12 protein-coding genes are annotated in these 14,155 nt (G+C 55.4%); 11 read left to right on the forward strand and 1 reads right to left on the reverse strand.

Translation table 11 applies throughout. The features are described 5' to 3' along the window. The first annotated feature begins 22 nt into the window (after positions 1-22). The 11 genes from xdh to ispE all read left to right on the forward strand — a co-directional run bounded on the left by xdh (position 23) and on the right by ispE (position 13,415). Positions 23-2,593 (forward strand): selenium-dependent xanthine dehydrogenase, encoded by a 2,571-nt coding sequence (gene xdh, locus GX839_02055; GenBank protein ID NLB04252.1) that lies wholly within the window; start codon positions 23-25, stop codon positions 2,591-2,593. After that, positions 2,590-3,594: an NTP transferase domain-containing protein gene (locus GX839_02060; protein NLB04253.1), complete on the forward strand. Its 1,005-nt coding sequence runs from the start codon at positions 2,590-2,592 to the stop codon at positions 3,592-3,594. The genes xdh and GX839_02060 overlap by 4 nt, the downstream gene beginning before the upstream one ends. A gap of 132 nt (positions 3,595-3,726) precedes the next feature. Further along, complete coding sequence (locus tag GX839_02065; protein ID NLB04254.1) at positions 3,727-4,224, forward strand: hypothetical protein; 498 nt, start codon at positions 3,727-3,729, stop codon at positions 4,222-4,224. Positions 4,225-4,244: 20 nt separating this feature from the next. Then, entirely contained in the window at positions 4,245-6,161 is a 1,917-nt protein-coding gene (locus tag GX839_02070; protein NLB04255.1) for an AMP-binding protein, read from the forward strand. 27 nt (positions 6,162-6,188) lie between these two features. Beyond that, positions 6,189-7,388 (forward strand): hypothetical protein, encoded by a 1,200-nt coding sequence (locus tag GX839_02075; protein NLB04256.1) that lies wholly within the window; start codon positions 6,189-6,191, stop codon positions 7,386-7,388. 147 nt (positions 7,389-7,535) lie between these two features. Further along, positions 7,536-8,738, forward strand: coding sequence for a pyridoxal phosphate-dependent aminotransferase (locus tag GX839_02080; protein ID NLB04257.1), 1,203 nt, complete (start codon positions 7,536-7,538; stop codon positions 8,736-8,738). Positions 8,739-8,883: 145 nt separating this feature from the next. After that, positions 8,884-9,876 (forward strand): hypothetical protein, encoded by a 993-nt coding sequence (locus GX839_02085; GenBank protein ID NLB04258.1) that lies wholly within the window; start codon positions 8,884-8,886, stop codon positions 9,874-9,876. A 218-nt stretch (positions 9,877-10,094) separates the two neighbouring features. Then, positions 10,095-10,484: a helix-turn-helix transcriptional regulator gene (locus tag GX839_02090; GenBank protein ID NLB04259.1), complete on the forward strand. Its 390-nt coding sequence runs from the start codon at positions 10,095-10,097 to the stop codon at positions 10,482-10,484. A gap of 466 nt (positions 10,485-10,950) precedes the next feature. Then, positions 10,951-12,039 carry a tRNA 2-thiouridine(34) synthase MnmA gene (gene mnmA, locus GX839_02095; GenBank protein ID NLB04260.1) on the forward strand — a complete coding sequence of 363 codons (1,089 nt, stop codon included), beginning with the start codon at positions 10,951-10,953 and terminating at the stop codon, positions 12,037-12,039. 107 nt (positions 12,040-12,146) lie between these two features. Beyond that, complete coding sequence (locus GX839_02100; GenBank protein ID NLB04261.1) at positions 12,147-12,431, forward strand: hypothetical protein; 285 nt, start codon at positions 12,147-12,149, stop codon at positions 12,429-12,431. A 3-nt stretch (positions 12,432-12,434) separates the two neighbouring features. Beyond that, positions 12,435-13,415: a 4-(cytidine 5'-diphospho)-2-C-methyl-D-erythritol kinase gene (gene ispE / locus GX839_02105; protein ID NLB04262.1), complete on the forward strand. Its 981-nt coding sequence runs from the start codon at positions 12,435-12,437 to the stop codon at positions 13,413-13,415. On the opposite strand, the gene GX839_02110 is transcribed toward ispE, so the two are convergent. Continuing rightward, the gene (locus GX839_02110; protein NLB04263.1) at positions 13,412-13,858 is read right to left on the reverse strand and encodes a D-tyrosyl-tRNA(Tyr) deacylase; all 447 of its coding nucleotides are present in this window, start codon (positions 13,856-13,858) and stop codon (positions 13,412-13,414) included. The genes ispE and GX839_02110 overlap by 4 nt on opposite strands. Positions 13,859-14,155: the final 297 nt, after the last annotated feature.

Here is a 14,155-nt window from a genome sequence, read left to right on the forward strand (position 1 = left end):
ACCAACGAAGGAGGAAGCAAACATGCCTTGGACTTTAACCGTCAACCGGCAAAATTACAGCCTTTCACAAGACAAGCGGCTGATCGATTTCCTGCGGGACGACCTGGGCCTGACGTCTGTCAAGGATGGTTGCAGTGAAGGCACCTGCGGCACCTGTTCGGTCATCGCGGATGGAAAACTTGTCAAATCCTGCATCATGAATGTGTCGCGCTTTGATGGATCCGGCATTACCACAGTCGAAGGATTGTCTCCCCGTGAAAAAGAAGTTTACGTTCACGCCTTTGCCGAGTGCGGTGCGGTCCAGTGCGGTTTTTGCACACCCGGCATGGTCCTGGCTGCCAAGGTTCTCCTCGATAACAACCTCAACCCCAGCCGGGATGAGATTAAAAAGGCCATCACAGGCAATCTCTGCCGCTGCACCGGCTATAAAAAAATCATCGATGCCATTGGGATGGCGGCTGAGTTTTTCCGGGAGGACAAAGCGGTTCCCGCCGCCGATACTGAGATCCGGGTCGGCGACCGGTCCCAGCGCATTGATGTCATGGAGAAAGTTCTGGGGACCGGCAGGTTTCCTGATGATTACCGATTTGACGATATGGTCTACGGACGGGCACTGCGCACACCTTACCCGCGTGCCCGCGTCAACCGGATCGATATTTCGAAGGCATTGGAGCACCCTGACTGCATCACTGTTCTGACCGCGGCCGACGTGCCCAACAACACCATCGGTCACATCGTCCGGGATTGGGATGTCATGATTCCGGAAGGGGGAGTGACGCGCTATATCGGTGACTCGGTTGCCCTGGTCGCCACAGGTAAACGCGAAAGCCTCCAGGAGGTCCTCGATCTGATTGAAGTTGATTACACCGAGCTGGAACCAATTCTGGATCCCTTTGAGGCCATGAAGGAGGATGCCCCGAAAATCCACGAAAAAGGCAACATCCTGTCAAGCGAACGGCTGATTCGCGGAGATGCCCACAAGGCCGTTGCCGAGGCGGCGCATGTGGTGACGGAGACCTACCGTGTTTCCTGGCAGGAACATGCCTTCCTGGAGCCGGAATGCGCCATCGGATGGCCTTCCGAAGACGGCGGAGTCCATCTGATTACCGCCTCCCAATCGATCTATGATGAGCAGCGTGAAGTGTCGGAGATGCTGATGATCGAACCGGAGCGCGTGCATATTCAGTCAGGCCTGGTCGGCGGCGCTTTTGGAGGCCGCGAGGACATGAGCGTGCAGCACCATGCCGCCCTGCTGGCCTGGAAAACGGGACGCCGTGTCAATGTGAGGCTGTCACGCTATGAGAGCACCATCGTCCACACGAAGCGGCACCCCATGACCATGAAGATGACTACCTCCTGTGATGAAAAAGGACGGATCACGGCCCTGATCGCAGAGATTGTCGCCGATACCGGAGCCTATGCCTCACTGGGAGGCCCCGTCACCCAGCGGGCCTGCACCCACGCAGCCGGACCCTACAATTTCCAGAATATCGATATTTCGGGCAAGGCCGTCTACACCAACAATGTTGTATCAGGCGCCTTCCGGGGTTTTGGCGTCACCCAAAGCTGCTACGCCATGGAATGCAACCTGAATCTGCTGGCGGAAAAGTGCGGCATGGATCCCTGGGAATTCCGCTATCTCAATGTGGTCAGGCCGGGAGATGTGCTGCCCAACGGCCAGATTGTGGATCCAAGCTGCGGTATTGCTGAATGCCTGGAAGCGGTCAAGGAAGCCTATCAATCCAGCCCCTATGCGGGCATCGCCTGCAGCTTTAAGAACAGCGGCCTGGGTGTCGGGGTTCCTGACTTCGGTCGCTGCACGCTGTCAGTTGAAAAGGGGAAGGTCCATATCCGCACCTCTGCTGCCTGCTCGGGGCAGGGAGTCGCCCAGGTGGTGACCGCCGTCGTCTGTCAGACACTGGGCTGCGACGTGACCGACACAGTTTTCGAACTGCCCAACACGGACCGTACCCCGGACGCCGGAACCAGCACGGCCTCCCGCCAGACTCTTTTTACCGGGGAAGCAACCCGGCAGGCGGCCCAGGACTTGAAAAGAGCGCTTGACGCGGTCGGGGGCGATCTGTCCAAGATGGAAGGCATGGAATTCTTCGGTGAGTTCGGCCCTCCCACGGATCCGCTGGGCTCACCCAAGGAGCACCCGATCAGCCACATTGGCTACAGCTACGGCTGCGAAGTGGCCATACCGGATGAAAAAGGTGAAATTCAGAAGATGGTAGGAGCCTACGATGTCGGAACACCGGTCAATATCACCGCCGTGGAGGGACAGATCGAAGGCGGCTGTGTCATGGGACTGGGATATGCCCTGACCGAGGATTTCGTCAACCCGGGCGGTATTCCCAAGTTCAAGCTGGGCACCTACGGTCTTTTCCGGGCCAACCGGATTCCTGAAATCGAGACGTATGTGGTCAAGGGACCGGGATACGTTGATGTCGCCTACGGTGCCCGCGGAATCGGTGAGCTGGCCTGCATCCCCATCGCACCGTCAGTCGCCCATGCCTATTTCAGGCTGGACGGCCGGATGAGGACCAGTCTTCCCATGGAGGATACCTTCTACCGGAAGAAGAAGGCATGACCCCGGTCCGCCCCCTGCGCGCCGCCGCGGTTATCGTGGCATCCAAGCCGCTTGACCCGGCTGATGCCGTGGAGGGTTTCGGCGGGGAGAGAGGCCGCATGCTGCCGGCCATGATCCGGGCGGGACAGGTGACCTTTATTGAACGGGTGATCATCCGCTTCCAGCTTGCCGGGGCCGCTCCCATTATTGTTATTACGGGATTTGAAAATGACCGGCTGGAGCGCCATCTGGCCAGGATGAGCGTTGTTTGCCTGAATCAATCCGGCTGGAAAGAATCAACGGTTTTTGACGACGCCATGCTGGGTCTCCGCTATGTGGAAAGAAGCTGCCGGGGATGTGAAAAGGTGCTGCTCACCACTCCTTTGATTCCTTCCGTCAAGGAGGAAACCCTGGCGGCACTGCTGGACTCGACGGAAGCCATCGCTGTTCCCGTTTATGAGGGAATCGAGGGGCTTCCCCTGGCCATCCGGCGCGAACTTATTTCTGAAATTCCGCTAAAAGCGCCAGGCAAAAACCTGGCTGATCTCGCCGGCTGGTCACCGGGACAGCCGGAAAAGATCGAGGTTGGCGACCAGGGGATTCTAACCCGCCTTGACGGTCGGGATGCCATTGCGGACCTGGAGTTTTTGCAGGGTGAAAAACACGGCCTGCCCATGCGCGTCCGGCTGAAGCTGAATCTTGCCAGGGAATCGGTATTTTTCGGCCCGGGCCCCGCGACCCTCCTGCGCCTGATCGATGAGACGGGATCAGTCCGGACCGCCTGCGTTCGCATGAAGCTTTCCTACAGCAAGGGCTGGCAGATCCTGAATCTTCTGGAGGAAGAGCTTGGCGCGGTGGTGGTTGAAAGGAAACCGGGCGGCCAGGAGGGAGGAAGCAGCAAGCTGACGGCTGTAGGCCTTGATCTTTTGCACCGTTACGAACAGCTGACCTCGGAGACGCAGAAGAGCGTCAATCAGCTTTTTGATCAGATCTTTGGGGATTTTCCTCAAAAAAAAGCTTAGGCCGGTTTCCGGATCGATTTTTCTGTCCGATTCATTTGTGACCGCTGTCAAAGGACACGCTTCCGCCATATTTCTGTGAGATAATACCCGCATGTATCGAATCGGCCTCAGGCATTCAGAAAGGAATATGTCATGAAAGAAGAGACCTATCAACCTGACCAGGGTCATTTGACGGGTGTCTCCCCAGCCCCGGCCCAGGTTCCCGAACCGCCTGTTCAGGCTGTTCCGGCCGTGGCGGTTCAACCACCAGCACTGCAGGAGAAACAGAAAAAGGCCCGGATCGGGGTGCCGGGTGTTACCGCCTTCGGCTTCACCCTAAGCATGCTCAGCCTCTTTCTTGTCCCTTTCTATAAGGAAGCATTCACCAACTATTTAACCTATGAAGGCGCCAGGGAACTTTTCCTTCATTATTACTTTTACGCTACCATCGGCCTGGGAAGTGGAAGTGCCCTCTTCGCCCTTCTCGGTTTAATACTGACTCCTGTAGGCATCCACCTTTCCCGGCGCCATAAAAGAGACGGCGCATCGCTTGGCGTTTCAGGAGTTCTCATCGCCATTGTTGCCATCATTCTGATTGCCGCCGTGACCGCTTCACATCTGATGCTCTACGGCATGATCTATCCCCACTAATCCTAGGAGTGTGAAACTGAATGACAAAAATTGAATCGCCCTTGAAGCCGGATCCGGACACAAGCGGTGCAGACCGGAAGCTTCAGATTGTCAGGGGCAAAACCTGGTACGACGTGCCGCCCATCAAGCTGTTGCGGGATCTTGTTTTACGGGGCTATAACCTGTACGGCGACCGCGAAGCGGTTCGATGGCGCGTCAGTCCGCGCGACGTTGCAATTGTTTCCAGGACTTACAGTGAGCTGGCCCGTGATGTGTCAAAAATGCAAAAATGGCTCCGGACCCAGCTGGAGCCCGGCAGCAGGATCGCCCTGATCGGTGACAACAGTTACCTGTGGATGGTGACCTGGCTGGCCGTGGCCTCGGGTTTTGGTGTCATTGTGCCCATTGACCGTCTTTTGAAGCCTGACGAGGTGGAGCCGATTCTCGAGCGCAGCCAGGCCGTCATGTTCGTTTATGACGCTTCCTGGCACCCGTACGTCAGTGCCGTCTCTGACAATCTCCCTGATCTGACCCACCGTGTCGTCATGGATCGGGGCACCGTCTCCCAAGCAACCCGCGACTCCCTGGAAATGGAACAGTCGGCTGACCGCAAGCTCTTTATCCTTGATGATCTGCTCAGCCAAATGCCGGATCCTGAAGGCGAACCTAAACTCATGATGCCTGCTGATGCATCGGATGACGCAGCCATTCTCTTCACTTCGGGGACAAGTGCCAGCTCGAAAGCGGCCATTTTGACCAATCGATCGATTGTGGCCGATCTGCGGGCGCTGCTGGGTTCAGTGTCTTTCCCCGACCCGCTTTATACCCTGTCAATCCTGCCCTTGCATCACGCCTTCGAGAATACCTGCGGTTTTCTGACGGTTTTAGCTTTCGGCGGAACCATCCATGTATTTGACGGCTTACGCTACATCGGCAAAAACCTTGAAGAATTCAGGGTTCACCTGATTGTCGCGGTGCCGGCCATCCTCGATGCCATTCACCGACGTGTGATCAGTGAGGCGGCAAAAACAGGACAGGATAAAAAACTCAAGCTGGGAATGAAGCTGGCTACCGCCCTCTACAAAATGGGGATCGACGTCCGGCGCAGGCTGATGAAAGATGTTCTGAAGAAGCTGGGCGGCCGCCTGCAATATATCATTTGCGGCGCGGCGCCGGTTGAGCTTGAAACCCTGAAGTTTTTCAGGGCAATCGGCATTGAGGTACTGGCCGGTTACGGCCTGACGGAGGCCTCTCCCGTCGTAAGCGGCGGCAACACCCGTGTCAATGAATTCGCGACCGTCGGACAGCCGCTTTCCGGTGTGGAAGTGGCCATTGCCAATGACGGCAAAGGGGAAGGCGAGATCCTGGTCCGGTCCGATATTGTCATGAAGGGCTACCTGGATGATCCCCAGGCGACCGCAGAAGCAATCGACCGGGAGGGATGGCTCCATACGGCTGATATCGGGCGTTTTACGAGAAAGAAGAGTCTTGTGATCACGGGACGAAGCAAGTCCATGATCGTCCTCTCTTCCGGCAAGAAAGTCTTTCCAGAAGAAATCGAAGCCCTTCTTTATCGCCACGGAATGGTCAGGGACGCCCTTGTCTTTGGCCATCAGGGGGCGGGCGGCGACGTGGTGATCACGGCCAAGGTGGTCGTCAACCAGGAGAAAATGCGCGAAGAACTCCAGCGTGACCCGACGGAAGACGAGATGTCCCAGGCCCTTGCGGCCATCATTGCGGAAATCAACCGCGGTTTGCCGTCTTTCAAAGAGATCCGTTCCTATTTTTTCAGCCTTCATGACATGGTCAAGACGACCACCCTCAAGATTCGCCGTGGTGTCGAGCTGGCCGCCATTGATGACTATTTCGCCCGCTCAAAAGCATCCTGGCAGTCCCTGAGAGGAAAAAACATTGACACGATTATGGTCCTCAGACAGCAGGAAGGACTTTCCTGTTAATCGTTAAGTAAACAAGGAGGTCAAATGATGACAAAAGCAGTTTGGCTGGTGAAAGCCCCTGACGATAACCGCGATCCCAACCTGGCAGCTTCATGCGCCGCTTTTCTGGAAGAGATTGCCGGAGCGCTCGGCGAACCGCTGGTCTTTACAGAAGATCAGCATGTGTTCTCGCGACAGTCCGTCCATCTCTTTTTTATCGGATCGGGCGGATCGGAGCAGGTCTTCAAGGCAGTCTATGAAAGAGTGCCCGGCCCCTACATCCTCTTGACGACACGCTCCCACAATTCTCTGGCAGCCTCCATGGAGATTCTCTCCTATCTGAACGAACAGGGCCAGAGGGGCGAAATACTTCACGGAAGCCCACAGGAAATGGCTGCCCGGCTGCGCACCCTGATCCGGGTCGCGGAAACACGCGACAGGCTCCGCGGTATGAGGCTGGGCGTGACGGGTGAATCCGACTGGCTGATCAGCCGCCCGGTTGACGCAGATCTTTTGCGTGAACGTTCCGGCATGGAGCTCATTCATATACCCATGCCGGAGGTGACGGAAGAGATCGCCAAGGAAACCTACGAGGACAATGAATGGACACTCCAGCTCAAAGCCAGGGGATATGACAGCGGGGAGATGGAGCGGGCACTTCAAGTCTACGGCGCCTGCAGGCGGCTGGTTGACAAGTATATGCTGGACGGTTTTACCCTGCGGTGTTTTGATCTTCTGGAACCTTTTTGCATTACCGGCTGTCTGGCACTTGGCATTCTGAATGCGGAGGGAATCTGGGCAGCCTGTGAGGGAGACAGCCGCTCACTTGTCTCCATGGCGGTCATCGGGGAGCTGACCGGCCAGCCGGTTTTTATGGCCAACCCGTCGCGCCTCTACCCGGCAGAAAATAAAATTGTCTTCGCGCATTGCATTCTGCCGCTCAACATGTCCAAAGACTATGGCTTGACCACTCACTTTGAAAGTGGTTTGGGGATTTCCGTAAGTGCTGATTTTGATCCCCAGGCCTGCACCGTATTCAAATGCCGGGACGATTTTGATACCTATTACGCAGCGGATGCCCGCCTTCTTGAAAGCATGCATGAGGGAAATCTTTGCCGCACGCAGATGAAGCTTGAGATTCCCTCCGGACTGGACTATTTTACCAGCCGCCCCATTGCCAATCACCATATGATTGTTCTCGGCCATCATCAGGATCTGGTTGATGAGTTCTTCCATTCCTATCGTTAGCCGGGTTTAGCTGATTACCGGGCTGGAAACGGCGTCCCCGCAGGACGCCGTTTCTTTGATGGCGGGTATGTTATGATGGGCTTGCCAAACGCCCGGCCGATGGTTCGCCGGGATGGAAATCTTGTGTTAATCCAAGGGGGTATCGCGATGAAAGTATCGGACCGAAGTGCCGCCATGCAGGCGTCACCGATTCGCAAGCTCGTTCCTTACGCCAATGAGGCAAAAAAGCGCGGAACAAAAGTTTACCATTTGAATATCGGGCAACCGGATATCGAGACGCCCCAAATCTTTTTGGAGACGGTCAAAAAAACGGATGTCAAGGTGCTCGCTTATGCGGACTCCAACGGATGGGAGCCGCTTCGTGAAAGCATTTCACGCTATTACAAAAGAATCGGCCTGCCCTATGAGACGGAGGACATCATCATCACAAACGGGGGCAGCGAAGCACTCCAATGGGCCATGTTGATCGCCTGCGACCCAGGCGAAGAGATCCTGGTCCCTGAGCCTTTCTATACCAACTACCGTGGTTTTGCCGCCCCCTACCTGGTCGAGCTGAAACCGATTACGACCTATCCGCAGGATGGTTTCGCCCTGCCGGACCGCCAGACCATCGAAGCGCTCGTTACAGAAAAAACGCGCGCCTTCGTCCTGTCGAATCCGGGCAACCCGGCGGGCGCTGTCTACAGCCGGGAAGAGGTTCGGCGCGTCGCGGACATCGCGCGCGACCGCAATCTGTTTATCATTGCCGATGAAGTCTACCGCGAGTTTTGCTACGACGGAAAAACAGCGACAAGCTTCGGCTCAATGACGGATGTTCTTGACCGCGTCATTCTGGTTGACAGCGTTTCCAAGCGCTTCTCGGCCTGCGGCGCGCGCATCGGCTCACTGACAAGCAAGAACAGGGATGTCATGACAGCGGCACTGAAGCTTGGTCAGGCCCGCCTGTGCGTGCCAACCCTTGAAATGATCGGTGCCAAAGCCCTCTTCGACCTTGACCCGGATTACTTCATCCCCATTCGCGAGGAATATGAAAAGAGAAGAAACCTCATGATCCACGCACTCCAGAAGATGGAGGGGGTGCTCTGCGAAACACCGGGCGGGGCTTTCTACGCGACAGCCAAATTGCCGGTTGAAAATGCAGAGGACTTCGCTGTCTGGCTTTTAACTGACTTTGAACATGAAGGCAAGACCGTCATGCTGGCACCTGTTGAAAATTTCTATCAGACGCCTGGCATGGGACGCGACGAGGTCCGCCTCGCCTACGTGCTCAAGGCAGATGACATCGAAGACGCCATGCGCATCCTGGAGATCGCGCTCGAACAATACCCGGGGCGAAAAAGCAAGGGATAAAAGATTCGACCAAACCATCGCCGGGCGCCGCAGGACGCCCGGCGGTATCCCAACCGGGAAGCGCCAAATTGGCGCTTTGTTATTTGTGCATACCGCCTTATAATTGAGGCGCTCCATCTGTGTATGTATGAAGAATAGAGGCAGTATGGCGGAACCCAGCGGGCATGTTCTTTGCTCAGCCGACGGGCTGATCCGATTGAAGGATCGGTTGAACAGGATTGACAAGTTGCGTGGCTGGAGTATCGGCGATTGTCATGCCCGGCAGGTGGAGCGGGACTGCGTTATCTACGAAGCCTTCGACAGGGAGGACCGCCCTCACTGGCTGCTGGCGGGTCCTTGGCGCGAGTGGCAACGTGTCGCCGATTTATGGGATCATCTTTGCTGGGTAGGCGAAATCGTAGAAAATTCATCCCATATCTTCCGTTTTATGGGAAATATGGTTCCCGAAATTGTTTGGGAAGGTGTCGAAGAGGGATACGTCGGCTATTCGGAGAAAAGAGAGGCCGCCTCTTTTTTTCAAACCATCACCCTTGCCAATCCGCCCCGCTTCGAAAATCTGGTCCAGTTAACCGGCTTTTTGCGCCTGCTTCAAACAGGCGAAAATTCTTTTGGAACGGAAGGAAGCGGCCTGATCCTTGCCGGTGCGGAGTCCCGGGCCATGGACCTTGTGGAGAGTCTTTCGGCGAGAATACCCCAAAAACCTGTATTCAGGAACTGGCAATCATTTTATCTGCAGAACGCCCGGAGCATCTCACGATCGGCAAATTTCCGCCTGGCGCTCTCCTTCGGTTCTTATGCCACCCGATGCTTCACCTGTACCGATCGCGGGGCATTGCGGGTTGATTTGCCCTTTTTCCTCTGTGAAAAGATTGCTGATACGGATTTATGCCGGATCCTGCTTGAAATGCCGGACGCCAGCGTCCAGGATCGCCAGTACCTGGTCGACCTTTACTTCAATATGGCCATTCCATCCCATTTCTTTACGCTTCTGACGCATCACGCCATGACCTCAATTCTTCAGGATCTGATGAAATCAACGAAAGGCTCCACGGGTGAACTCCGCAATTTGAATCGCTTCGCCTCCTTGTCGCGTCAGCACGATCTCTTTCGGACTCCCGTTCCCTCATGGTATTTGTAACGCACATTGTATTATTAATAACATAATATCCGCTATTATTACCACAAATACAGGTTTTGGCCGAAAAATTTCTGTTTATTGTGCCAGCAAAAGTCAATTGCCACAGGATATCAGCTTTGTGTATTGTTATGTAAAGACACGATTGGGTCGGGGCGCAAAGAAGAGTAAAGAAGGTGAACGCAGTGAATGGGATCCGCTTTTTTAGAAGAAAGAATCATATGACGCAAAGTGAACTGGCGGAAGTGCTCGGCGTCACACAAACCTCCGTCAGCCAATGGGAGGGCGGAAGGAACTACCCTGATATCAAGACAGCCAAGCGGATGGCTGAAATGTTTGGGGCAACGCTTGATCAAATCCTCGGCGCGGAGGAGATGGATGACGCGCTGCTGAGTCCAGTGGCCTCCATCTGGCTGGATGATACATGGAACTCCGAAGACGGCGGGGATCTCTTTCCCCTCGAGCAGAAGGCGCGGCTGCTCGCGATCATGAACCGCCTCTCACCGCTTGCCCGACAGCGAATCCTGGATCGTGCGGAGATCTATTTGGAGATTGAGACGCTCGACGCCCAAAAGGAGCAGGCCTCGGACAATGAATCTTCAGGCACATAAACATTCATTCAGCCCGGATAAATATTGACAGATTTTTGGCGGTGTGCTACGATTACCACAACCTCGATTGGATTACATAGACGGGAATGTGCATCCGGAAACACCGGATTCACCGGAAAGTTGAAAGTAATCAAACAATGGAGTGTCCCGAGGACCGCGCAAGTGCGTGTGCAGTTGCGGTAGCTGAAGCCAGGGGTGCGTAACCCTTTCAATTGAAAAAGCAGGCTGACCGCAACAGAAACGCACCAAATCGTATTCTTGGAGCCGGAATCGTTCATGGGGTCGTCTGACTTTGACCGGCAAAGCGGCCAGGACGGGACAGGAAAGGAGGCGTACTTTGAAAGTACACCTCGGAGGAACGGGCAGTTGATTCCCCGGTCAGATAGGGAATCCTGCCCGTTTCGTGTTGGCACCTTCCGGAACCGTCAACCTCGACAGGCCGGGCTTTGTTTCCTAGACTGTAAGCATGGAAAAGAATGGGAAAAAGAATGGCAGCCCGGAAACTTCCGGCCGCGGTGTCCTGCTGGGTCTTTCCGGCGGCGTTGACAGCGCGGCCGCCGCGATTCTTCTTAAGGGGCAAGGTTGCCATGTCACCGCGGTGACATTGAGAACCTGGCAGGAAGACGGGACGGATGGCCCGAGGGTTGAGCGGGCAGTCAACCTGGCCCGGCTGCTTGAAATTCCGCACAGGGTTGTTGACGCCAGACAGGCCTTTTACGAGCAGGTGGTCCTGCCATTCATGGAAGGCTGGAAGCGCGGCCTGACGCCCAATCCCTGCGTCATGTGCAACCCCGGCTTCAAATTTGCCTTGATGAGTGAACTGGCGGATGAGCTGGGCATTCAATACCTGGCGACCGGCCATTACGCGCGAATTTTCGAGACCGCCCAGGGGATCCGGCTCGGTCGCGCCGGTTGCAGGCGTCACGATCAGAGCTATTTCCTTTACCGGCTCAATTCTTCAATGTTGAGGCGGATTCTTTTCCCCCTTGGGGAGTTGTCCAAAGAGGACGCGCGCCGGCTGGCGGGTGACTTGCAGGGCCCCCTGTCAGAAGTCAGGGACAGCCAGGACATCTGTTTTATCGAAAAAAACCAGCTGAAGGCCTTTCTCCGCCGCCAGGGCATGGAAGAGAAAAGTGGGTTTTTTCTCGATCCGGCGGGAGAAGTGATTGGCGAACACAAGGGCAGCTGGCAGTATACGATCGGTCAGCGCCGTCATCTTGGACAGTCTTTTGGCAGGCGCATGACCGTGCTTGCCGCGGACCACCTGCTAAATACGGTGACGCTTGGCGGAGAAGATGAAGCCTTGATGAAGCAAGTCCATTTGGTTGACCTGGTTCTGGCTGATCCCCGGACAGATTCCTTCCGCGCCGAGGTTCAGCTCCGGTCTCAAGGCAGGCCGCATGGCGCGACAGTTGAGGCAGTACCGGATGCCGGAGAGGCGACCGTCCGCTTTGATATGCCGGTGCGGATCACGGCGCCGGGGCAGTCGGCTGTATTTTACGATGGCGACCTGGTTTTGGGCGGCGGCCTTGTGGCCGGAATGACTCTGGAATAGGCTTCCGCGGGGCCTTTTTGCCTTGAATTTTTTGGCTTTTCAAGGTATAATGCGGTTTGATGGACACATGTGTGCCTTTGACATATTTTCTGGAGGAGTAAACGCAATTGATTGCAAAATCTGAGTTGGCTTCATGCCGAGCTGAACTGGAAGAACGCCTTGGACAACGTATCATGCTTAAGTCAAACGGAGGGCGTCGCCGCACGGTTATACACGAAGGATATCTTGAAAACTGCTCAGCCAACGTTTTTACTGTTTGCTGCCCTGTAAGCCCAACCTACAGCGAACATGTCTGCTTCAGCTACATCGACCTCCTGACCAAGGTGGTCGAGATCGCTTTTGATGATGACAGTCTCGAAAGGCTGCTTCTTCAGACAGAGGACAGCCCCTAAACTGTGATCGCAATTCATCCCTGCCGGTCGATCGAAATTGCCCGGGCCAAGGTTAATCTGTCCTTGACGGTTTTGTTTCGCCGGCAGGACGGCTACCACGAGCTCACCGGCCTGATGGCGACAACCGGTCTTGCTGATCGTCTCCACCTGTCGCTGGAAGGGGCAGTCAAGCCGGGTCACAGCTGGGAGATTACTGTCGATGCCGGAAATCTTCCCGCCGGTGAGGGAAACCTGTGCCACAAGGCAGCCCGTCTGTTTTTTGAGGCGGCCGGTATTGATCCGGCCTCCATCATTTTTGTTTGCCGCCTTGAAAAAAAGATTCCAACGGCCGCCGGTCTTGGCGGCGGAAGCGCTGATGCCGCGGCGGTTTTGCGTTTCCTTTGGAGGAGCTGGTGGCAGGGTTTGGCCCAATCACTCCGCATTGACCCCGGAAGGCTTACCAGGGACAGCCTTGAGCGCATAGCCTTGGCCTGCGGTGCTGATGTACCTTTCTGTCTTCAAGGCGGTATTCGTTTTTGCGAGGGGGTGGGTGAGCGGATGTCCCCTTCCATTGCCAGCCCCGCCTATCCACTTTTGCTGGCCCTGCCCCCCCTGGAGATCCGTACTGCCAACGCTTTCAGCCTGCTCGATGAAAGCAGACAGGCCGGAGCCGGTCAAAGGGTGTCTGACCGCCAGCCGGCCGCTCTATCGAAGTGGGTGGAGGTACTCGAGAAGGATGACCGGCCCGCACTGGGAGTGATGGTACAAAACGATTTTCTTGAAATTCATGAGGGCCGCGCAAGCGACATACCGCTGATCATCCGGGATCTGCGCCGGGCGGGCGCATTCGCAGCCTCCATGACCGGAAGCGGTCCCGCCTGTTTCGGGCTCTTCGAGAGTCAGGCGGAAATGAAAAGGGCCCGGGAGATTCTGACCGTGAAACATCCGGCAATCAGCTGGATCATGACGGCACTGTCGCCTTCAACCGAAGACCTGATTCGCTAAAATTGATCGGTGTCGAGCCAGATGGTGAAAGGGCCGTCGTTGGTCAGGCTGACTTTCATCTCAGCGCCGAAGGAACCGGTCCGGACAATGGGAACGTCCCGTTTTGCCAGTTCGACAAAATAGAGGTAAAGTTCCTCACCTCTGCCGGGCGGCGCCGCCCGGGTGAAGCTGGGCCGGTTTCCCTTCCTCGTGTCAGCCATCAGAGTAAACTGCGAAACCACCATGATCTGCCCCTCCACGGCTGCCAGATCGAGATTGGTTTTTCCCTCCTGATCTTTGAAGATCCTCAGTTTGTTGATCTTTTGCCAAAGGCGCGCGCAGCTTTCCTCATCATCCCCGGCTCCGACGCCAAGGAGAATGAGAAAACCCGGCCCGATGGCCGATTCGAAACCGTTATCGCAATGGACGGAGGCCTCGCTTACCCGTTGGATCAGTGCGCGCACGTCTTTTACCTCTTTTCTTTGATCAAATCAGTGCATAAACACCCATTTCATGGTAGCATGCTCCTACATCATTAAGCTGTATTCCGAACAGGAAGATTTCGGGTAGCAGATTTTTTTCACCGTGACGGACAGGATTTCAAGCTTGCGAAGGCAAATATACACAAAAAATTGCAAGGTTATGGGACTGTAACTGCTTGTAAAGGGGCTTAATGCCTGCTATTTTGCAATAAATATTCAGATAGGTTGATTTCTCATAAACAATAAGTTATACTTTTCGAACAGTTAGTATTACGACAT

Source organism: Fastidiosipila sp. (genome assembly GCA_012511175.1).
In the GTDB taxonomy this organism is placed as follows: Bacteria; Bacillota; Clostridia; order Saccharofermentanales; family DTU023; genus UBA4923.